Source organism: Hymenobacter sp., from assembly GCF_036388155.1.
GTDB lineage: Bacteria > Bacteroidota > Bacteroidia > Cytophagales > Hymenobacteraceae > Hymenobacter.
Genome location: NZ_DASVSI010000092.1, coordinates 15,641 through 37,487, shown reverse-complemented (window position 1 = coordinate 37,487; position 21,847 = coordinate 15,641). Strand labels below are relative to the sequence as shown.

At 60.6% G+C, this 21,847-nt stretch carries 15 protein-coding genes and 3 tRNA genes; 8 read left to right on the top strand and 10 right to left on the bottom strand.

Translation table 11 applies throughout. The features are described from left to right. The first annotated feature begins 359 nt into the window (after nucleotides 1–359). Both VF629_RS12825 and VF629_RS12820 read left to right on the top strand, forming a co-directional pair. On the top strand, nucleotides 360–1,997 hold the full coding sequence (locus VF629_RS12825) for a M43 family zinc metalloprotease (protein WP_331058884.1): 1,638 nt from the start codon (nucleotides 360–362) through the stop codon (nucleotides 1,995–1,997). Between the two features lie 8 nt (nucleotides 1,998–2,005). After that, nucleotides 2,006–2,251, top strand: a complete 246-nt coding sequence (locus VF629_RS12820; protein WP_331058883.1) for a T9SS type A sorting domain-containing protein — start codon at nucleotides 2,006–2,008, stop codon at nucleotides 2,249–2,251. Between the two features lie 99 nt (nucleotides 2,252–2,350). On the opposite strand, the gene hisS is transcribed toward VF629_RS12820, so the two are convergent. The 7 genes from hisS to VF629_RS12785 all read right to left on the bottom strand — a co-directional run bounded on the left by hisS (nucleotide 2,351) and on the right by VF629_RS12785 (nucleotide 13,452). Next, on the bottom strand, nucleotides 2,351–3,727 hold the full coding sequence (gene hisS, locus VF629_RS12815; RefSeq protein WP_331058882.1) for a histidine--tRNA ligase: 1,377 nt from the start codon (nucleotides 3,725–3,727) through the stop codon (nucleotides 2,351–2,353). A 187-nt stretch (nucleotides 3,728–3,914) separates the two neighbouring features. Then, nucleotides 3,915–5,447: a serine hydrolase domain-containing protein gene (locus tag VF629_RS12810; RefSeq protein WP_331058881.1), complete on the bottom strand. Its 1,533-nt coding sequence runs from the start codon at nucleotides 5,445–5,447 to the stop codon at nucleotides 3,915–3,917. Nucleotides 5,448–5,608: 161 nt separating this feature from the next. Continuing rightward, nucleotides 5,609–8,164: a TonB-dependent receptor domain-containing protein gene (locus VF629_RS12805; protein WP_331058880.1), complete on the bottom strand. Its 2,556-nt coding sequence runs from the start codon at nucleotides 8,162–8,164 to the stop codon at nucleotides 5,609–5,611. Between the two features lie 460 nt (nucleotides 8,165–8,624). After that, a complete protein-coding gene (locus VF629_RS12800) occupies nucleotides 8,625–10,070 on the bottom strand; it encodes a toxin-antitoxin system YwqK family antitoxin (RefSeq protein ID WP_331058879.1) in 1,446 nt (481 codons plus the stop codon). Between the two features lie 119 nt (nucleotides 10,071–10,189). Further along, nucleotides 10,190–11,374 carry an acetyl-CoA C-acyltransferase gene (locus VF629_RS12795; protein WP_331058878.1) on the bottom strand — a complete coding sequence of 395 codons (1,185 nt, stop codon included), beginning with the start codon at nucleotides 11,372–11,374 and terminating at the stop codon, nucleotides 10,190–10,192. 144 nt (nucleotides 11,375–11,518) lie between these two features. Then, nucleotides 11,519–12,475, bottom strand: a complete 957-nt coding sequence (locus tag VF629_RS12790; protein WP_331058877.1) for a hypothetical protein — start codon at nucleotides 12,473–12,475, stop codon at nucleotides 11,519–11,521. Next, the gene (locus VF629_RS12785) at nucleotides 12,472–13,452 is read right to left on the bottom strand and encodes a VWA domain-containing protein (protein ID WP_331058876.1); all 981 of its coding nucleotides are present in this window, start codon (nucleotides 13,450–13,452) and stop codon (nucleotides 12,472–12,474) included. The genes VF629_RS12790 and VF629_RS12785 overlap by 4 nt, the downstream gene beginning before the upstream one ends. A gap of 160 nt (nucleotides 13,453–13,612) precedes the next feature. Between VF629_RS12785 and VF629_RS12780 the strand changes: the two genes are divergently transcribed. The 6 genes from VF629_RS12780 to VF629_RS12755 all read left to right on the top strand — a co-directional run bounded on the left by VF629_RS12780 (nucleotide 13,613) and on the right by VF629_RS12755 (nucleotide 18,592). Further along, a tRNA-Ser gene (locus VF629_RS12780) sits at nucleotides 13,613–13,700 on the top strand. A gap of 78 nt (nucleotides 13,701–13,778) precedes the next feature. Then, nucleotides 13,779–13,852, top strand: a tRNA-Pro gene (locus tag VF629_RS12775). Between the two features lie 19 nt (nucleotides 13,853–13,871). Beyond that, nucleotides 13,872–13,945: transfer RNA gene (locus tag VF629_RS12770), tRNA-Arg, on the top strand. Nucleotides 13,946–14,254: 309 nt separating this feature from the next. Next, a complete protein-coding gene (locus tag VF629_RS12765; RefSeq protein WP_331058875.1) occupies nucleotides 14,255–15,700 on the top strand; it encodes a T9SS type A sorting domain-containing protein in 1,446 nt (481 codons plus the stop codon). Nucleotides 15,701–15,938: 238 nt separating this feature from the next. Then, complete coding sequence (gyrB, locus tag VF629_RS12760; RefSeq protein WP_331058874.1) at nucleotides 15,939–17,933, top strand: DNA topoisomerase (ATP-hydrolyzing) subunit B; 1,995 nt, start codon at nucleotides 15,939–15,941, stop codon at nucleotides 17,931–17,933. Nucleotides 17,934–18,211: 278 nt separating this feature from the next. After that, nucleotides 18,212–18,592, top strand: coding sequence for a RidA family protein (locus VF629_RS12755; RefSeq protein ID WP_331058873.1), 381 nt, complete (start codon nucleotides 18,212–18,214; stop codon nucleotides 18,590–18,592). A gap of 11 nt (nucleotides 18,593–18,603) precedes the next feature. Here VF629_RS12755 and VF629_RS12750 read toward each other — a convergent pair whose 3' ends face one another. The 3 genes from VF629_RS12750 to VF629_RS12740 all read right to left on the bottom strand — a co-directional run bounded on the left by VF629_RS12750 (nucleotide 18,604) and on the right by VF629_RS12740 (nucleotide 21,767). Next, nucleotides 18,604–19,512: a WYL domain-containing protein gene (locus tag VF629_RS12750; RefSeq protein WP_331058872.1), complete on the bottom strand. Its 909-nt coding sequence runs from the start codon at nucleotides 19,510–19,512 to the stop codon at nucleotides 18,604–18,606. 160 nt (nucleotides 19,513–19,672) lie between these two features. Further along, nucleotides 19,673–20,881, bottom strand: a complete 1,209-nt coding sequence (locus VF629_RS12745; protein ID WP_331058871.1) for a PD-(D/E)XK nuclease family protein — start codon at nucleotides 20,879–20,881, stop codon at nucleotides 19,673–19,675. Nucleotides 20,882–21,245: 364 nt separating this feature from the next. Then, nucleotides 21,246–21,767, bottom strand: coding sequence for a hypothetical protein (locus VF629_RS12740; protein WP_331058870.1), 522 nt, complete (start codon nucleotides 21,765–21,767; stop codon nucleotides 21,246–21,248). Between the last annotated feature and the right edge of the window lie 80 nt (nucleotides 21,768–21,847).

Below are 21,847 nucleotides of genomic sequence, written 5' to 3'. Positions count from 1 at the left end.
TACCGTGCTTGCGACAACCGGTCGGACGCCTAGGGCGTCGGACCAGGCAGAGCCGACTCCTAAAACAGCTTCAATGTTATTAGAAAAAGCGGGGGCTTAAAAAGGCTGCCGGGTGGACCAGCGGCGCCTTTCCGGCAAGTGGTGAAGCCGGCCCGTGTCGTTGGTCGACGGGAGCGAGTTGTCTGACTTATGGGCTTGGCGGCCAGTCAATGAAGCAAGCAGGGCCTTTCCCGATAATATAATTTGGGGCGGTAAGTCTGGCAGCGTTTCTGGCCAATGGCTCCGAAGCAGAGGAAGCAGTCCCATGTTGAACCCCTGACAATTGACCCATGAAACTCACCACCACCGCACATCGGGCCATGAGGGGCCTTCTTGCCCTGAGGCTACTGCTTGCCAGTGCGGCACTCGTTGGCCCGGGCTGTGACGACGACACCCAGGTGCTTGACCCCTCGTCGGAAACCGCCTCGTACAACACCGGCATCACCCGCACGCTCTCGCCGCACGGGCAGGCCTCGAACGATGAGCTGCTGAAGCGGGCCGTGCGCTGGGACCCGGCGCGCTACCTCAACATTTGGGTGGTCGACGACATCGGCGCGGTCCTCTCCTCTACGGCGGGCTATTCTTTCCTGCCCTGCACCGCTGGCTCATCCGACGGCGCCGTGATTCGCAAGGCCAGCTTCGGCACCATCGGCGGGGCCAGCGGCAACCTCAACCCGCACGTGCTTTCCCATGAGCTGGGGCACTACTTCGGCCTGTCGCACACCTGTGGCTCCACCAATGCGCCCGGTGTCACCGGCAACTGTGCCCTCGGCGATGGCATTGCCGACAGGCCTGCCACCATCGGCACGTACACCTGCGACCTAGCTTTCACCTCGTGCACTGACCCCGGCACCGGGCAGCCCATCCTGGCTAATGTGCAGAATTCTGTGGACTACACGTCGTGCTCCAACATGTTCACTACGGGCCAGCGCACCGTCATTCGGGCCTCGCTGGCCCTGGGTTGCCGCAGCACGCTCACCACGGCGGCCAACCTGGCGGCCACCGGCACCGCCGACGGCTTCCAGCCGCCGGCCGGCGGCTGCCCCCCCTTCGTGACCATCGGCACGGACCTGCGCCAGGTGTGCCTCAACCAGACCGGTGGGCCGCGCTACTTCACCGGCCTCGGCAACAGCGACGCCCTGAACGCCCCCACCGCGCAGGTGAGGTGGTCCTTTCCGGGCGGGGTGCCGGCCACCAGCACCGCGCGCTTCGAGCGCGTGAGCTACCCCACGCCGGGGCTTTACCCCGTGACGCTGACCATCACGCCGGCTGGCGGCCTGCCCGTTAGCCGGACCGAACAAAACTGGATGCAGGTGCGAGGCCCCGGCACGGGCCTCACCGGACCGGTGAACGAGTCGTTCGAAACACCGACTTTCCCTTATAATTTCGGCCCGGCCGACTTGCGCAACTGGCTGCTGGACACTCTCCGGCGACCCACGGCCTGCCGCTGGCAGCGGGTGAGCGGCAGCGCGCTGGTGGCCGCCGATGGCACGGCCTGCATTTCGGTGCCCAACGCGCCGGTCACCGCCGGCAGCCCCAATTTTGTCGCCATTACTTCGCCCGTCCTCGACCTGAGCGCGCTGCAGGGGCGGCCCGCGCAGCGCAGCTTTCGCACGGCTTGGGCCATCCACCCCACGGTGCAGGGCAGCGGCAACGACCAACTGCTGGTGCAGTATGGCACGGACTGCGAGGTCTTTAGCAACATAACGGGGCAGGTTTACATCAGCGGCCGGCTTCAGGCGGCCGGGCAGGCCCCGCAAAGCGGCTTCGTGCCCACTTCCGCGCCGCAATGGACCACTTTCACGCTCCTGCTCAACCAGCAGTACATCGGCCCCAATACTTGGGTTCGCTTTCAGTTCAGAAGCACCGGCGGCAACCCCATTTACCTCGACCAAGTCCGCATCTATGATGTGATGCCTCACCCCTGGCTACTAGCCCAGAAGCTCTGGCCCGCCTGAACATAAGTGTGTACCCCAATCCACTGACCGCCGAAACGGCCGTGCATTTCACCCTGCCCGCCGGGCGGGCCGCCGTGCGCCTCACCGACATGCTTGGGCGCGAAGTGGCCCAGGTGCCGGCCAAAGCCTCCGCGGCGGGTCCGCAAGCCATTCCGTTGCCGGCTGGCAAGGGAGGGGCTTTGGCGGCTGGGGTGTACCTGGTGCGGCTTACGCTGCGGCAGGAGGTGTTTACCACGCGGGTGGCGGTGCCTTAACCAGGAAAGCGGATTACGCAATTAAGCCGTCATGCATGACGGCCTTATGTATGACGTTCTTATGTATGACGGTCTTTTTCATCCGTCAACCCAAAGCTTCTACTCCACCGTCAGCGCGGCCACCACTTCGCCAACCGGCAGCACCCGCTCCACGCCGGTTTGCATGATTTTGATTTTCACCACGCCGGCCGCCGCTTCCTCGGGGCCCATGATGATGACCAAGGGAATGCCCTTGGCATCGGCGTATTTGAACTGCTTCTGGAGCTTGCTGGCATCCGGATACAGCTCGCTGGGAATGCCCGCGGCGCGTAGCTCGGCCAGCAGCGGCAGCGCCGCCCGGCCGCTGGCTGCGTCGAAGTGCGTGAGGAGGCAACGGGTGGGCGTTTCGGCGGTACTGGTGAATAGGTCCAGCGCCTCCAGGCAGTCGTAGAGCCGGTCCACGCCGAAAGAGAAGCCCACGCCCGACACGCCCGGCAGCCCAAAGGAACCGGTGAGGTTGTCGTAGCGCCCGCCGCCGCTCACGCTACCCATTTGCACGTTGTTGATTTTGACTTCAAAAATGCAGCCCGTGTAGTAGGAGAGGCCCCGCGCCAGGGTGGGGTCAAATTCGAGCCGGTCGAACTGCTTGAAGCCTGAGGCCTGCAGGATGTCGTACACCTCGCGCAGGTCGGTGTAACCAGTATAATCGGTACCAATGCTGAGCCGAATATGCTCGCTCAGGGCATGTATTTTCTCCAGGTAGGTTCCTTTAACGCTGAGGAGCTCAAAAAGCCGGTCTATAGCTGATTTCGAAAAACCGCGTGCCAGTAGTTCCTGGGTCACACCATCACGCCCGATTTTGTCAAGCTTATCAATGGCAACATAAAGGCTTCCTTCCTGCCCTACAACGCCGCCTACGGCTTGGTGAATGTCATCGAGAATGGCGCGGTGGTTGATTTTGATGGTGAAATCGTCCAGCCCCAGGCCGTTCAGCACCTGCGCCATCATGAGCACGATTTCGGCTTCGCAGAGTAGGGAGTCGGTGCCCACCACGTCGGCGTCGCACTGGTAAAACTCGCGGTAGCGGCCGCGCTGGGGGCGGTCGGCGCGCCACACGGGCTGCATCTGGTAGCGCTTGAACGGGAAGGTGAGGGTGCCGCGGTTCATGGCCACGTAGCGGGCAAAGGGCACGGTGAGGTCGTAGCGCAGGCCTTTTTCGGCCACTTTGGGCAGCAAGGCTTTGGAGCCGGTTTCCAGGTCGGCGGCCGTCACGTCTTTAGCGAAGTCACCGGAATTCAACACCTTGAATAGGAGCTGGTCGCCCTCGTCGCCGTACTTGCCGGTGAGCACGGAGAGGTTTTCCAGCGTCGGCGTTTCGAGCGGCGCGTAGCCAAATGACTCAAACGTGCGGCGGATGACGTTGAAAATGTGCTGGCGGCGCGCCACCTGGGCCGGCCCAAAGTCGCGGGTGCCTTTCGGAATACTGGGTTTTTGCATAACGCGGGCAAAGGTAGAAGCCGAAAGGCCTGAGCGCCGCCCCTGCCCGCAAAAGACCGGACCCTGCCGGAAGCGCCAACGCAGCACCTAGGGGAGGGTTCGGGCCGAAAAAGCAGTGTCCGCAAGGTGAAGTCAGTTGTGATGGTGTCAGCCCGCCGAGGTTTGGTGGAAAAGGCTTGAACCAAGTTCAGCGTCCACCTGCTCCTCCAGCCGCGGCGCGGGCCGGCTGCTTCTTGGTTGCGGCTGGTTTGGGCATTTCCTGCTTGAGGAGCTCTTCCATCTCGGTCAGGCGGGTTTGATTGACGTTTTCATTCACCAGAATGACAATGCCAAAATCCTGCTCCGGGTACACGGAAAACCAGGTGTTAAAGCCGGGCGAGCTGCCGCTGTGCTGAATCCGCGAGTGGCCATCGGCGTCGGCGTCCAGCCGCCAGCCCAGCCCATTGCCAAATTCGGGGGCCTTGCCGGTGGTGCGCTGGTGCGCTAGGCGCACGGCGGGCTCGCGCTCGGCCAGGTTGGCTTGGGCGTATTTCATCAGGTCAGCAGCGGTCGAGCACATGGTCGGGCCGCCCCAAAAACCGGTGTAGTTGACGCGCGAAAACGCCTCGCCGTTGTTTTTGTAGCCGGTGGCAAAGCGTTTTGTCTCGGCAGGCGTCAGCACCCGCTTGGTGTCGAACATGCCGAAACGGGTTTGCACGAACTTGGTGGCCAGCTGCTCGTAGGGCTGCTGGTACACGCGCTCCAGAATCAGCTGCAGCACCAGCATGCCGAAGCCGCTGTAGTTGTAGACCGTGCCGGGCTTGGTCCGGAGCTTGGTGGCGCGCAGGTCGGTGAGCAGGCTGTCGGCGGTGTACTTGTTGTAATAAGCGACTTTTTCCGTTTGATTGAGCTGGTCGAAGCGGGTTTTGGTGGCCGGGATATAGACGTGGGATGGGCCAGGCAGCCCGCCCCTGTGATTAGCCAAGTCCAGAATTTGGATGGCGCGGCCCTCCACCTCCAGGTTGGGGTACTGGCCGGGCAAGTACTGACGGATGTCGTCGGTCAGCTTCACTTTCTTATCGAGCACCGCTTGCGCGAGCAGCGTCCCCACAAAGGTTTTGGCCACCGAACCCAAGTCGTAGTAGGTGGCCGAAGTCGGCAGGCGGCCGGTGCCTTTTTCGACCTCGCCGTAGTTGTAGAAGTAGGTTTTGCCCTGCTGGTAGATGCCAACGGACATGCCGGCCGCATTGGGGTGCTGCATGTAGAGCGCGGCGGCGCGGTGCACGGCTTGGTCAAGCGCCGTTTTCTGCTTGTTGTCGGTGAGCACCGGCGTGGTGCGGCGGGCACCGGCGGGCTGAGCGATGAAGTCCGAAATGTAGTAGTCGTCGATGACGCCCGGCGCCGGCGACGTGAGCGACACGCGCAGGTTTTGCTTTTCGCCTTTCCATTCAAACTCGTGGCGAGCACCTCGCACTGCTAGCACCGTGGCGCTGCTAATGCGCCCCGTTTTCTCCTTAATGTTGGTCAGGTAGGGCACCATGTTGCCCAAGGGCTCAATTTTGCGCAGGGCCGGGCTGCCGAGACCTTCTATCCCCGCAAAATCGCCGCGGTTGTAGCGGGCCACCAGCGTGTCGTTGAACTGGGCGTAGGACGTGAAAGCCGGAGCCTGGGCGTGGGCGGGTGGGCCGGCTAGCAGGGACGCAATAGCCAGCGCGGCAGCCGGCAGAAGCAACTTGAACATCAACAGAAAAATGAAAGAGGAGAGAAAACGTGGGCGAAACTACGCACCCCAAACCGGGTGGCTACTTTGCAACAAGCCCCGCCGCCGGACTCACCGACGACGGGGCTTGCTTGCAGAAAGGAAGGTGAGAAAAGCGGGGTGGTACTGGAAAGCTAACTGACTCAGCCGCCGAAACCGCCACCGCCCTGGGGCGCGGCCTCGATGCGGCCCGGCTTGGCCTTGCTGGCGCCGATGTACCAGGTGAAGCCCAGCCAGCCCACGCGGGTCTCGTCTTTGGCGAAGCGGTAGCTGCGCAGCGCGTCGGTCTCGATTTCGCTGCGGTACTCCAGCGTGTTGAACAAGTCCGAAACGCGGAGCGTGAGGGCGGCGCGGTCCGAGAACAGGCGTTGGCGCAGGGCCAGGTCCACCGACCCCTGGGCCAGCTGCCGGCCCTGGGCCGTGAGCGAGGCCGAGCGCAGGTTGCCGCTCAGCTGCATTTCCAGGGTGGGGCGGATGGTGAAGTTGTTGTTCAGGCGTACGCTGCCCACCAGGGCCTGGCGGTTGTTGCCGAAAGCGTTGGCCGCAATCTGGGCGCGGTAGACGCTGGTGCTGGCGTTCAGGCGCCACCACTTGGCCAGGGGCTGGTTGAGGCTAAACTCGGCGCCGATGTTGGTGATGGTGCCGTTATTGTCGTAGGTTTCGGCCGTGACGAGGCCCGCGCCGGGGCCCGCCAGGCGGGTGGCGGTGGTGTCGATGTAGCGCAGGCGCTGGATGGAGTTGGTGGTGATGCGGGTAAATGCCGTACTGGTAATGGTGGCTTGGCCGAGGTTCAGCTGGTGGCCCAATTCGATGTTGTGGCTGAATTCGGCCTGCAAGCGGGGATTGCCGAGGCGGTAGCTGCGCGGGTCCTGGTAGATGGCCAGCGGCAGTTGCTGCATGAAGTTGGGCCGGTTGAGGCGCCGGGCGTAGCTCAGCTGCAGGCGGTTTTGGCCGGGCTCCTTGCCAAACTCGCGGTTGACGTTGGCCGAGGGAAAGAAATTGAGGTAGTCCTGGTCGAGGCTGCCGCGCTGGGTGATGCCTTCGCCGCCCACCACGGTGCCGCTCATGCGGGTGTACTCCGACCGCAGGCCGGCCTGGGCGCTCCACTTTTTGCCCAAGGGCCGCTGCACGGTCACATAGGCCGCGGGCACCAGCTGTTCTGAGTTGTAGGTCAGCGAGCGGGCGGGGTCGTCCTGAAAGGCGTCGGGATTGGTTTCGCTGTTGGCAAACCCGAACTTGTTCGAGCCCACGTTGGCTTGCCGCTCGAACTTGGCCCCCATTTCCAGGCGGCCTTTGCCCTCGGCAAAGGGGTGGGTGTAGTCTATTTTACCAAACTGCACGCCGCCCCGCAGGTCGAGCTGCTGCCGGGTGCCGGGCTGGGGCACCAGCGCCGAGCCGGGCTCGGCGTACTGCCGCTGCACCACCGGCACCGAAGCGTCAATCACCACCCCGCCGAAGTTGGCCGACAACTCCCGGCCTTTGTGGGCTTCCCAGGTCCGCCGGTAGTCGCCGCCGTAGTTGAGAATTTTCACGTTCACGTCCAGGTCTTGGCGGCCGCGGGCGGGCTGCACCGGGCCGCTGCCGTTTTGTTGGGTCAGTTTCTGGCTTTCGCCTTCGAGGTTTTCTTCCGTGCCGGGCGCCACGTTCAAGCTCAGGCTCTGGTTTTTAGGCAATTCCAGTTGCAAGCCCAGCTGCACCGAGTGGTTGCGGTGTATTTCGCGGCCGGTGGCCACTTGGGTGGTGCGCACGGTTTGGGGCTTCTCGGGCGTGCCCAGCAAAGCCGTTTGCTCAGAATTGCCGCGGCTGCCGTAGGTCACGTCGCGGCCGCTGTAGCCCGCCGACCACGTGGCTTTGCCCACCTTGCGGGTCAGGTTCAGGTTGCCGCTGTATTTGTCGCGGGTGCCAAGGTTGAACGCCGCGGTGCCATTGGTGCCGTTCTTAGTTTCCTTCTTGGTAATGAGGTTGATGACCCCGCCGCCACCCGAAGCGTCGTACTTCGCCGAAGGGTTGGTGATGACTTCCACCTGGGCAATGCGCGAGGCCGGAATTTGGTCAAGGCGGGGCCCACCCGCGCCGCCGCCGTTGCCGGTGCCGGCCGGCTTGCCGTCGATGAGAATGGTGAGGTTCGAGGAGCCGCGCATGGTCACGGTGCCGTTCACGTCCACGTTCACCGAAGGCACATTTTGCAGCACGTTGGCGGCCGTGCCGCCCACGCTGCCCAGGTCTTTCTCCACGTTAATCACGCGCTTGCCCAGTTCTTCCACCACGGTGGCCTTCTGGCCGGTCACCACCACTTCGCTCAGTTTGGTGGCGGCCGCGGAAGTCAATTTCAAGCCCATGAAGGAAACCGTAGGTGCGTCCTCCGTCAGGGTGAAGCGGCGGCGCAACGGCTTGTAGTTCAAGTCCTGCACCCGCATGAGGTAGGTGCCAAGCGGAAGCGAAGCCGCCTTAAAAGTGCCCTGCTCGGTGGTTTGCGCCACGGCTACAAACGTGGAGTCGGCCGCCCGCAGGAACAGCACGTCGGAGAAGGGAACGGCTTGGCCATTGCTGGCTTCCACCAGGCTGCCGCTCACGGCGCCGGGGCCGCCGGTCTGGGCGGCAGCGCCCAGCGGCAATACAATGGCAGCCAGGGCCCATCCACGCAAGGCGTGGCCGAGGCGGGACATAGCAGAAGAGGAAGGGGCGAAGAGAACTTTCATGATGCAGAGGTGAGGATGGTGGCGGGGGCTAGTAAGCAACTCTGGTCGGGCAGCGGCCGCGGTTCCGCTGCGGAGGAGAGTGGCTTGGTCGCCCACCCCGGTGAGTGTGAGGTGTCAAGTGTGGGTAGCGGGTTGTCTTTGGTACACGCTAACGTCAGCTACTGGGCTAACAACAGAACAAATGTAAAGCAGGTACTTTGCAAAGCAAGGTACTGTTGCAAATATTTTTCATTTAGCTAAACACGACGTTGTTTTACTATTTGATTATCAGTAGATAAACAAGTGTAAAAAAAAGGTGGCTTAGCTGAGCTTGCAGCTCCGTTCTGGTCTTGGCTCGAGATTTCAGATGCACCGGCAGCAGCTTCGGTTGCCCAAGCGACGCAATTATTTTCTTGACGCACAAAAAAAGCCCTGGCCATTGGCCAGGGCTGGAGTTACCGAACCGGTCCAGCCAGGCTCCCTACTTGCGCTTTGGAGCAGGTTTTGGCTTGGCTGCCGCTTTCTTCACCGGGTCCACCAACTCGCCGTTGCGGTAAGTCACGGTGCGGTCCACGGATTTGCCGTCTTCTTTGTAGTAGGTCCACACGCCGGTCTGTTTGCCGTTGCGGTACTGCCCGCTCACGGCCAGCGAGCCATCCTCACGCAATTCCTTGAAGGGCCCGAGCAGCACGCTGCGCACGTAAGTGGTTTCCTTCCGGATTTTGCCCGAAGGAAAGAACTCCTGAGCCACGCCAGCCGCAAAGCCGTTTAAAAAGGGCTGCCGGCTCTGCACGGTGCCATTTTCAAAGTAGGTGATGCGCTCGCCCAACAGGCGCCCGGTGGGGCCATAGGTTTCGGCCTTGCGGGGGGTCTTGCCGTCGGGGTAAAACTCGCGCCACGTGCCAGCCGGGCGGTTGTTCTTGTACTGTTCCTCGGCTTGCGGCAGCTTGCTGGCCACGTCGTGGTAGCGCGTGACTTTGCGGTCGCGGCCGTTGTTGCTGTAGTCGATTTCTTCGCGCAGGTTGCCGTTTTCGAAGTATTCCAGCGCGTGGCCGGTGGGCACACCGTTGCGGTAGGTCATCTTGGTTTTCACCTGACCGCTCTCGTAATAGCTGGTCGAAGCCCCGTCGAGGTTGTTGGTGCCGGTGAGCGGGGCCACGCGCTTGGTCAGGTCATCGCCAAGGGGGTTTTTTACCGCGCGTTGCACCAACGGGGCAGGGGCGTAGGTGCTTTCTGTCTGAAGCTTGCCGCTCTGGTAATAGCTGCGGTAGCGCCCGCGGCCGTTTTTATCGGCCAGCACTTCGTTTTCAATCTGGCCGTTGGGGTAGTACGTCTTGTAAGGGCCCGATAACAGGCCGCGCGTGAACTCGCCCTCGCTTTGCACCGCGCCGGTGGGATAATAGAACTTCACGGCGCCGTTGGGCTGCCCGTCCACGTAGGCGATTTCGGCCTGGGTCTTGCCGTCGGGGTACAGTGCTTTCAGGGGGCCGTTGGGCTGGCCTTTCACCAGCGTAGTGCGCAGTTTCACCGAGCCATCGGGATGGTAATAGGTGATTTCGCCGCTGGGCTCGTCGTTTTCAAAGGACCCCGCTTGGGCCACTTTGCCGTCATTGTAGTAGGTTTTGAAGGGGCCCTGCCGGACGCCGTCGCGGTAGGTGGCTTCCAGCCGCCGGGTGCCCGTGGGGTGAAATTCCACATACGACGAGTCGCGCTTGCCCTGGGTGAAGCTGGTTTGCTGCTCCAGCTTGCCGTTGCGATAAAAGCGCCTGTAGGTGCCCTGCGGCAGCGTATCAGCCGCCACCAAAGCGGTATAAACCTCCCGCTTGTTCACCTTCGTGGAATCGTAGAACGTCGTGAATCGGCGCAGCTTCTGCCCATGCGAGGGCAGGGCCAGCACCAGTAACAGAAAAGGCAATAGGTATTTCATAGGCGCAAGAACGCAGGAAAAGCCATTTCCGTGCGGTCAACGGGTCTTGCTAAATTTCGGGCCAAAGAAAAAGCCCCGCCAATCACTCAGCGGGGCTTCAACTTCTATTTGCGACGGGTTTAGAACGCCTCCACCACAATGGCGCTGGCGCCGCCGCCGCCGTTGCAAATGCCGCTCACGCCAATTTTGCCGCCTTCGTTCTTCAGCACGTTCATCAGCGTGGTCACGATGCGCGCCCCCGAAGCCCCCAGCGGGTGGCCCAGGCTGACGGCGCCTCCGTACACGTTCACTTTGGTGCCTTCCAGCTTCAGCAGCTGGTTGTTGGCCAAGCTCACCACCGAGAAAGCTTCGTTGATTTCGTAGAAATCCACATCAGCAGCCGTTTTGCCGGCGTGCTTCAGCGCCTTCGGAATGGCTAGGGCGGGGGAGGTGGTAAACCACTCCGGCGCCTGCTCGGCATCGGCAAAGCCCAGGATACGGCCGATGGGGGTGAGGCCCAGAGCGTCGGCTTTCTCGCGGCTCATCAGCAGCACGGCGGCCGCGCCGTCGTTCAGCGTCGAGGCGTTGGCCGCGGTCACCGTGCCGTTTTCTTTGATAAAGGCGGGCTTCAAGCCGGCAACTTTGGCAAAGTCAACTTTCAGGTATTCCTCGTCGTCTTCGATGACCGTGGTTTTGCCGCGGCTCTCAATGGTTACGGGGATGATTTCGTCCTTCTTCTTGCCGGCCTTGGCGGCGGCAGCGCTGCGGGTGTAGCTCTCAATGGCAAAGGCGTCCTGCTGTTCGCGGGTGATGCCCATTTCCTTGGCCGTGTTCTCGGCCGCGTTGCCCATGGCGTAGTCGTGGTAGGGGTCCCACAGGCCGTCGCGCACCAGACCGTCAATCATTTGGCCGTGGCCGTACTTGGCGCCGAAACGGGCTTTGTCGAGGTAATAAGGCACGTTGCTCATGCTTTCCATGCCGCCGGCCAAAATCACCTCGGCCTGGCCCAGCATGATGGCCTGCGAGGCAAACATGATGGCCTTGGTGCCCGAAGCGCATACTTTGTTCACGGTGGTGCACTCCACGGTGTCGGGCAAGCCGGCCTTCTTGGCCGCCTGGCGGGCCGGAGCCTGGCCCAGGTTGGCCGAAATCACGTTGCCCATAATCACCTGGTCGACTTCGGACGGCGCCACGCCGGCTTTGTTCAAAGCGCCTTTCAAGGCAATGCCCCCGAGTTCGGTGGCCGATAACGACGCCAGGGCGCCGCCAAACGAGCCAATCGGCGTGCGGACGGCGGAGATGATGACAACTTCTTTGATTTGCATACTAAGAATGTAAAAAGGGTGGGGTGGGAGGTCGGTTCAGGCCGCAAAAGTACGGATTTAACCTCCCCGGATTGGTAAACTGCCTAACAGTTGTTAGCGAATCTTAGTTGGCTTCCCAACTGCCATGTTTTCTGGGGCGAAAGCTTACCAGGTTGGCTTGCTCGGGTCGGCTTTCTGCTGGGCAGGGCGGGTGAGCTGCTGCAAGTACTGTTGCTCCTGAGCCCGCAGCGTTTCCAAAATCTGCCGGGCCTGGGCCGGGCTTAAGTTCATGGCCTCCAGTCGTTCCCGCTGGGTTTGCAGGCGCAGGTCGCCGGCGGCGGCTTCCGCGCCCGCTCGGTAGCTGGTGCCATTGGGCCCCGTCCCCGACTCGTTCCCGCGGTCAAGGCCTTGTTGCGAGCCGGGGTTTGTCCCCGTAGCCAACGGCTGGGAAGTGCCTGCGCCGGGCGTGCGGCCACCGCGGTTATCAGCTTGGCCTTTGGCATCGGGCCGGCGCTCGGGTGGCGAATTGGGCGGATTTTGTGCCTGCTCAGGGGCGTTAATCTGGCCCTGGCGTTGGTTGCCGGCTTGCTCCGCTGGGCTGTTCTTTTCGCCGCCATTCTTATCCGGCGAGGGTTTGGGCGCCTGCGCGGGGGGCGGCGATGGTATCCTGGGCCCTTGCCGCTTGGCAATAAAGTCGCTAAGAACTTCGAAATCGAAACGGGCGGCCGCATTGGTGGGGTCCAAAACCAACGCTTGTTTTAGCAGGCTGAGGGCTTGCGCAATTTCGCCCTGCTGGGCCGTCAGCACCGCCAGCTGCTGCCGGGCCACGCTGCTAAAGGGCGCCGGACTGCCGGCCAACAGCCGGCCGTAGGCCACGCGGGCCGGTGCCAGCTGTCCGGCCCGCAAGTGGGCGTGTGCCAAGTTTAGCAGCAAGCGAGGGTCGGCTACGCGTTGGGCATTGGCTTCCAAAGCCGCCGCAAAAGCATTGGCTGCCCGGGGGGCATCGCCGCGGGCATACGCGGCGGCTCCCACGGCCACGGCCACATTGCGGTCGTGCACGCGGGTCAGCAAGCCCCACGTGGGGCCACTCAGCAGCAGCGCCAGTACTACCAGCTGTTTCATGGGCGGATGACCGTAACGGTGAGCGCAATGTCCAACGCCAGCAAGAGCAGCGCCGCGGCCAGGGGGTAACGGTAGCGGTTGTCGGCCACCGCCACGGTCCATACTTGTTCTACCGCGCCGGGCATGGTGCGCAGCGCGCGCAGCAGCGGCTCAAACCCGTTTTGCTGGTTATTGAGCTCCACGTATTGCCCCCCCGTTTGAGCCGCCAGCTGCAGCAAGGTAGCTTCCTGCAGGCGGGTTTGCACGGGTTGGCCGCGGCCATCGCGCAGGTATTCGCCCTTTGCCGCGGGGATTTTAGCACCCGCCGACGTGCCCACGCCCACCGCGTACACCCGGGCGCCCGTGCGGCCCATCACCCGGAGCGTCGGCTCCACGTTTTCTCCAAAATCCTCGCCGTCGCTCACCACCACCACCGCCGTAGCCCGGGGCGCAATGCCCGAGGCTGTGCCGGGCGGCGGAGCCATGCGGCTCATCACCAGCTCGAGCGGCGCGCGCAACGCCGTGGGGCCGGGGGGCAGCAGAGTCGTGCGCAGCGTGCTGATGAACACCCGCACCGCCTCCTGGTCGTAGGTGAGGGGGCACTGCACCACAGCCTCTCCGCCAAACACCACCAAGCCCAGGCGGTCGGCCGGAAACTGGGCCACCAGTTCCTGCAGTTCGGCTTGGGCCCGCAACAAGCGCGTCGGGGTCACGTCGGGCGCGTCCATGGAACGCGACACGTCCACCAGCAGCCACACGTCTTTGCCCGCCGTGCGCACGGGCTGCTGGCTCACCCCCAGCGCCGGGCCCAAGGCCGCCACTAGCAGCGCGGCCCCGGTCAGGGCCCGCAACGCGAACTTCCAGCCCCGGTGCCGGGCCCGGCGGCCCAGCAGCCGCCCCAGCCGGCCGCCGCGGCGCCAGTGCCCCAGCAGCAGCAGCAGGGCCAGTGCCCCAGCCAGTGCCACAGCCGCAAAAACAGGATATGCCCAGGTTATCAAGAAAAGAAAGGAGTTAGCAACCGCAACGCAAATAAGCAGTCCCAGAACCGACCACTGCCCAAGTTTATTGGCCCCAAAGATAATTTTTTCGGTTGAGGTGTGGGCTTTTCGGTTCGGCCCGTATATTTGCACCCGCTTCGGACGGAAGCGAAACCAGCCTGGAGAGGTGGGTGAGTGGCTGAAACCAGTAGTTTGCTAAACTGCCGTAGCTCTAAAGGTTACCGGGGGTTCGAATCCCCCCCTCTCCACTATAATGTTGGGTTGCGAAAGCTGCCCGTTGGGGCTCCACCCAGTAGGCCGCTTTCTAAGCCCAGCATTATTTTTTTCGGGGTGTAGCGTAGCCCGGTATCGCGCCTGCTTTGGGAGCAGGAGGTCGTAGGTTCGAATCCTGCCACCCCGACATTTGTTTGCCCCGTTTCGACCCCGTAGCTCAGCTGGATAGAGCAACTACCTTCTAAGTAGTCGGTCTTTGGTTCGAATCCAAACGGGGCCACTGTTGAAGTCCCTTCCCTCACCGGGAAGGGACTTTTTCATTTTAGTGTGCTAGCCCAGCCTTCGCGTTCAGGAGTCGAATGAACAAGCTCAGCCGTGTTATTGCCCCATTCGGAGCCAGGAGCAGCCCGATGCTTCCCCAAAATCCTGAGACCTACGTATACATGAATTCTGTGCGAAATTGCCAAGACTACTTATCTTGGGCTCATGAAGAAGTTTTTGCAGCCCAAGCGGCTTGATTTCTTTGCCTTTTTGCACGCTTACCACCCACATTCATTTTCCCCTCCACCTTATCACAAAATTGGTTGCCATGAAAAAAATGTTACTCTTCCTGGGCTTGCTGGGTTTCTCCAGTGCAGCGTACGCCCAAGGCCCTTGGGTTGAAGTCAATACCACCAATCCTGCTGCTTTCCCGCCTGGTTACTCCATCAGCGACGTCAACGCCGTCAACGCCAATCTCGTGTGGGCGGTGGCCTCTGAAGATTCGCCGCAAGGCGTTCCCAACCGTTTTTTGGTGACCAACAACGCGACGGGCACCGAATTCGATTTTGGCGCTGTTGTGGGCGCTGTTGTGTCGGGTTTTCAAACTGCTAACATCGCGGGCATAAACGCTCTGACAGCGTTGGCTGCGACGCACGGAGACAATATGACCGGTGGCGGCGAAATCCTGCGCACCACCAACGGCGGCCAAAGCTGGGTGAAAGTGAGCACGGCGTCCCAATTTGTGGCTAACCAGGGAGGTTTCTGCAATTTTGTGCACATGTTCGACGCCAACGAAGGCGTGTCGGTTGGCGACCCCACCAACGGCTATTTTGAGATTCTGCGCACCACCGACGGTGGAGTGACCTGGACCCGGATTCCCTCGGCTAATATTCCGGCCCCGTTCACGGGCGAAGCAGCGCTGGTGGGCTCTTATTTTGTGCGAGGCAACACCATGTGGTTTGGCGGCGCTTCTACCGCTGCTGTTCAGGAGCGAGTGTTTAAGTCGGTTGACCGCGGCGTGACCTGGACGGTCAGCACGCCTACGCCCCTTACCGAAAACCTTACCCATATTGCCTTTAAGGACGACCTGAATGGCATTGCTTATAACACCAAGGCCACTGGTACCGTGCGCACTGCCGCAAACTACATTCGCACCACCGACGGCGGTGCTACATGGGCGACGTTCACGCCGGTAAACACCACTAACGGCAGCTTCTTCCTCAACGACATCGACGCCGTGAATGGCGTGTATTACAGCGCGGGCCCGCGCTTTCCCCAGGGAGCAACGCAGGTTGCCGAGGACTTCGGTTCCTCGTTCAGCACCGACGGCGTGAACTGGACCAACATGACCATCTCGTCGGGCCGTCGGGCCGGCTATTTCTTCTCCATCGACCTGATTCCGGGCGCCACGGCCGGCACCACGGTGGGCTACGGCGGCTTGCTCACGGACGGCAACGGGGCGGGCGGCGTCTTCAAGTTCTCACGCACGCCCACGGCCACCCGCAATGCGGAACTGCAGCGCGAGTTGAGCGTGTACCCCAACCCCAGCGCCACCGGCCTGTTCAAAGTGGAGTTCGGCGGCGGGCTGAAAGCCGGGGCACAATTGTCGGTGGTCGACGTGCTGGGCCGCCGCGTGCAGGCCCAAACGCTCACGGCCACGACCATTGGCGCCAAGAGCATCAACCTGGATTTAAGCAATGAGAAAGTAGGCGTTTACACCTTGCAAATCCGCACCGACGCGGGCATCGCTACCCAAAAAATTGTGGTTGAGTAATTCGCGCCAACCGCGCTTTTAAAAAAAGCCCTTTCCGAGACGGAAAGGGCTTTTTTTTCGGCATTGCCAACATGTTTTCTCGCAGCATTTGAAGCCCGACTCAGGCAGCAATAAAATAAAAAAATCCAATGATATAAACCGCATAAATTCTCAAAAACGGGATTAATTCGGTACTTTTGAGTGTTCAGTACCTAGCGGCCCGAAGGGCTGTTTAATGACCTGATTTAATCCCGCCCACATGAGCGAAACGAAAGAAAAAATCACCCCGTCGGACTATTCCGCCGACAGCATTCAAGTACTCGAAGGGTTGGAGGCCGTGCGGAAGCGGCCCAGCATGTACATCGGCGACACCGGCCTGAAGGGCTTGCACCACTTGGTGTGGGAGGTAGTCGATAACTCCATTGACGAAGCGCTGGCCGGTCACTGCGACCTGATTAACGTCACCATCAACGAAGACAATTCGGTTACCGTCCGCGACAACGGCCGCGGCATACCCGTTGACTGGCACGCCAAAGAAGGTAAGTCGGCCCTGGAAGTGGTGCTGACCGTACTGCACGCCGGTGGCAAGTTCGACAAAGGCTCGTACAAAGTATCTGGCGGTCTGCACGGTGTGGGCGTGAGTTGCGTGAACGCGCTGAGCACCGACTTAAAAGTGACTGTGCGCCGCAACGGCCACAAATACGAGCAGGAATACAAGATAGGCTTCCCGCAGTACCCTGTGAAGGAAGTGGGTGATACCGACGAGCACGGCACGGAAGTGCAGTTCCTGCCCGATGCCAGCATCTTCTCCGAAACCGAGTACCGTTACGACACCGTGGCCGGCCGCCTGCGCGACCTGTCCTACCTGAACAAGGGCATCCGCATTACGCTCACCGACCGCCGCGAGAAGCTGGAGGGCGGCGAGTTCCGTGGCGAGGAGTTTTACTCCACCGGCGGCCTGCGCGACTTTGTGCAGTACTTGGACGGCGAGATGCGGCCTTCGCTCTTGTCGGAACCCATTTACGTCGAAAGCGAGAAGGGCGGCACGCCCGTGGAAGTGGCGTTGCAGTACAACACCTCGTACCAAGAGAACGTCTATTCCTACGTCAACAACATCAACACCATCGAGGGCGGCACACACGTGGCCGGTTTCCGTTCGGCGGTGACGCGGGTGCTGAAGACCTACGGCGACAAAAACAAGCTGTTTGAGAAAGCCAAAGTGGAAATCACCGGCGACGACTTCCGCGAAGGCCTTACGGCCGTTATCTCGGTGAAGGTGCAGGAGCCGCAGTTCGAGGGCCAGACCAAAACCAAGCTGGGCAACTCCGAAGTGAGCGGCGCGGTGAACTCGGTGGTGGGCGAAATCCTGACGCAGTACCTGGACGAGAACCCCAACCAGGCCAACCGCATCATGGAGAAGGTGATTCTGGCCGCCAAGGCCCGCATCGCCGCCCGCAAGGCCAAGGACATGGTGCAGCGCAAGGGCGTGCTCTCGAGCAACAGCCTGCCGGGCAAACTGGCCGACTGCTCGGAGTCGGACCCCGAAATCTGCGAGTTGTACTTGGTCGAAGGCGACTCGGCCGGTGGCACGGCCAAGCAAGGCCGCAACCGGGCGTTCCAGGCCATCATGCCCTTGCGCGGCAAAATCCTGAACGTGGAGAAGGCGCAGGAACACCGCATCCTGGAAAACGAAGAAATTCGGAACATGATTACGGCGTTGGGCGTGAGCTTCAACGAGCGCAAGTCGCTGGCTTTCACCACCGACGAAGAAGGCACCGAAACCGGCCCGCTGAACTTCGACAAGCTGCGCTACCACAAGGTCATCATCATGACCGACGCCGACATCGACGGCTCGCACATCCGCACCCTGATTCTGACCTTCTTCTTCCGCTACATGCGTGAGCTGGTGGACCGGGGCTACATCTACATCGCCCTGCCGCCGCTCTACCTCGTGAAGCGTGGTAAAGAAGAGCGCTACTGCTGGACCGAAGAGGAGCGCGCCCAAGCCCAAGAAGACCTCGGCCGCGGCAAGCCCGAAACGGTGAACGTGCAGCGCTACAAAGGTCTTGGCGAGATGAACGCCGAGCAGCTCTGGACCACCACCATGCAGCCCATGACCCGCACCCTGAAACAGGTAACGGTGGAATCGGCCGCGGAGGCTGACCACTTGTTCTCGATGCTGATGGGCGACGAAGTGGCCCCACGCCGCGACTTCATCGAACGAAACGCCAAATACGCCAAACTGGACGTGTAGCTTCCAAATGGTGAAAAGGCCCGCAGCAAAGCGGGCCTTTTCTTTTTAACAATGCCTAAAAAGAACGTCATGTTGAGCTTGGCATTTCACGTGGAGGAGCAACCCAAAGCGTCTGTCATGTTGAGCGCAGCGAAACATCCTATCACCAAGAAACGACCTGTTCTGACGTGATAAGATGTTTCGCTGCGCTCAACATGACAGTCATTACTTCACGCGGGATGCCTCGGCAAACCCAGCATGACCGGTCTAAATAATCAATTCAAAGCCATTTCGACCCAGTGCGACAACTCATTTCTTCTGGTGCTCCTTGGGAGCCAATTGTGGGCTATTCCCGGGCCGTGCGCGTGGGCAACGTGGTAGAGGTAGCATGCACCACGGCCCAGGATGGCGACGTGGTGACGGGCAGCGATACCTACACCCAAACCAAGCGCGTGCTCGAGAGAATAGCCATGGCGCCAACCCAGGCGGGAGCGTCGTTGGAAGATGTGGTGCGCACCCGCATGTTCGTGACCGACATCTCGCAGTGGGAGGCCGTGGGCCGGGCGCACGGCGAGGTTTTTGGCGAAATCAGGCCGGTTACTTCCATGGTAGAAGTCAAGGCGCTGATTGACCCGCGGTTGGTGGTCGAGATTGAGGCCACGGCCATTATTTCCGCGTAGACGCTGGCCGGCTACCTGTGGGCTGACAAAGCTTGGGAATGGCTCTGCTGCAACCAGTCACGTAGCTTGGTGGGGGCCAGCACCTCTACTTCGGGACCGTAGCTGAGCAATTCCATGCGCAGGTCGTGGGTGTCGTACACTTTTAAGCGAATCAGAAAACCCTCTTCGGTAGCCGATACCAACTCCTGCGAGGCGTGGAGCGGGTAGCTCATCACGTAGCGGCCCTGCACGGGCGTGAAGCGCAGTACTATTTCCTGCGTCGTCGTGCCATCCGTGGGACGGGTGATGCCGAAACTGTGCTGAAAGTAAGTAGCTGCATCAAAGCCTTGCGGCGGTGTGAACGACTGGGCCGTTTCAGCCAAATGCTGAATCCGGTCGAGGCCAAAGCAGGCCAACCGTCCACTGCCCGTCATCACGGCCAGCGCGTACCAACGCCCTCGAAACTCGCGCAATAACAGCGGCCCAACGGTGCGCCGTTGGGCCGCTGCCTCCCAGTGCTTGCGGTAGGCTAGTTCCACCACTTTTCGGCCTTGCGCCGCTCGTAACAAAGGCCGCAGAAACTCCAGGCCCAGCGCCCGGCGCGGCTCCGGCTGCACAAACGGGGCCAGCGCAACTGGCAGCTGGAAAAACTGGTGCAGTTCTACGGCTTCGAGGAGGCGCTGCTGGTCGGGCAGCAGCGCCTCCTGTTCGGCCACGTAATAGCCTTCGTTGCGCTTGGCTTTGATGGTGAAGCCGGTGGTTTCGGCAATCAGCGGCAAGTCGCGCTGGAAGGTGCGCTCAGAGTAGCTGCGGGTGAAGTCGCCGGCCGGGCTTTGCTCCAAAATGTAGCGCCGGATGGCGGCGAAGGGTGCCGGCTGCCCCGCCCGCTGCAGGTAGGCCAGCACCTCGCGCTGGCGGATGAGGGCGGCGTGCGGGTGCATGGGGAATGGGGATTAATAATTGCCGGGAAGGTTGAAAACCTTAAAATGCCCCGGCGGTAGCCAAAGCCACTGCTTTAGCAGAAGTCGGCCTCGGTAATAGAGATATATGATTCTTTACTATGACGCTGGTGAATGGGCGTAACATCTCGGTTCAAGTAAGTTAAACGAGAGAAGGCTCCGCATTTGAAAGGACAAAATCTGCTCGGAATTCCTGTTGAAAGGCTCCGGTAGCCCTACCAACTAAGAATTGAATTTCCTGCCAAAGTTCGCCCACTATCTGTTGGCGTTTCATCGGATTTGCTAATTGGAGTGTAGCAGGCGTGTTGAAATCGTTAAAATCAATTCCAGCCTTTGTGTTTTTGTAACCCGCCCACCATTCGGTAGCAGCGGTGTCCAACGGCTCCAAGCACCGGCGCATACGCGTCTTAACGGTCTCGTTGGCAGTGCCATACAAAAAACCATAGTACATGGGTTCTTCACCACGCTCGACTTTGAATACAACGTCGTTGCCAAAAAGCCGACCTACCGAAAATTCAATGCCATAATAGTAATCCTTATTGTGTCCGCCATGTACGAGCTTGCTGATAGCATCTGCAGAAAACCGGTCTTCTGAAAGCTTGAATTTAGTTTCGACCAATGTGGCTAATTCAGTCCAGAAATCCCATTCTGTGTGCCAGCGCATATGGTTCCAGTTACGGGCGATGATTGCCGCTTGTTCGGCGTTGTCGCCTTGCGCCAGCAGGGCCAAAACGCTTTGTTTCTCAGACTCGCTCATAGAATTGCCGGTGAGTTGATTGATGAGGGTATTGTATTGGATAAGGGTTTCGCGAAGAATGGGTTTTCGGGCGGCTTCGTTGATGCAAGTAGCAATCCAGCGGCTGATTTGATTTTGGTAGGAAATGAGCTTTACTTCATCCGCCACATCACTGATTGAGTGCGGAGTAGGGTCAGTGCCATACAGTGTCAGATACAACAGGATTGGCTGCCGGAAAGAATTTTTGGTATGCTCGAAATAGCGCTTGAGTTGCTCGGGCTGGTCGCCAGCATAAATCTTATTTTCAATGACAATGGCTTTGGTGTTGTCTTGAATAAGCAGGTCAATGTTGGCGCGTTCGCGGAATACACAGACGGTGTCAGCGCTAAGGGTTGGAAGTTCGCAAATTCGAAAAAAGTGCTGCAAAAACACGTCACCCATGCCATGACTCCCTTTCGGATTAAGCAACTCAAATAAGAAGCGGGAATGTACACTAACTTCTTCGTGGCCTTCGCGCAAAATTCGAAAAATATTAAAATTGTCGTCTTCCCGGAGTATTGCTTGGCGAAGTTTGATAAGAGACGTTTTATCAAGCAGATGCTGTATGAAATTCATAAGGTTTGGAAAGCAGTTTTTTGAATATTGGTGTGCAACATGGCTCTTTTTGCGTATCAGTCAGCGACTGTTGCCGATGATACTTCTCTCGTTCGCCTCCGCCATACCCTCTCGCACCCGCCAACTCCATGGACCCGGAGCAGCAAGTCCCGCCCGATACCCGACTTCCACTAATTCGCGCAGGGGTAAGCCTTGTTTTGCGTACTGCCGGGCAACGGCTACGATATAGCGAAACCGAGTCGTTGCCTCTGCCTTGGATAGCCCGGTCGGCACCGGCTACTGCTCCAGCCACTGCAGCGCCGCAGCGGCTTCGGCTTGCTGCACGGGCGTGATGGTTTTAGTGATTTTGAATGGGCGCATTTTGTCAGATGCTGTGGGCGGTGGAAGAGGCAGGGGCAGCAGTTTCCGTAGCGGCTACGTACCCTACCAGTAGCCATACTTGCAATTTGGAGTCGGTCAGGCCTGGGACAACGTCGTGGCCGAAAATCATTTCCATATCCTTGCCGAAGGCGATTTGGATGGTTTCGGTTATGTGCGTCAACTCGTCCATTTCCAACTCGCAATCGGGGCCACTGGTGATGCAGAGGAGCGACGAAACGGCGCGGCCCGCGGGCGTGGGGCCAAGCGGCTGCGCCCCGACGGCAGCAATGACCATCGCCGCCGCGCGGCCAGCGCGGCCGGGGCCGTGCGCCACGGCCGCGCCCAAGCCGAGAGTAATAGCCCGACTGAGCACCGAGCGCACGTCTTCAGCATCGACGCTGATAGGGGCATCAGTTAGCAACGACCCGCAGAATTCGGCCAGCAGGTCCAACACGCGTGGGCGGGCGGCCAGATAGGTGGGGGTTGGGGTGGGGCAGGTGTCAGTTTCCCACTCGCGAAGCAGCATTGTGGCCAGAAGCGCAAGGTCGGAGCTATCGGTTTGCAAAGGGGCGGTTCGAAGGTGCGGCGCCAAAGATGGCGGCTCAA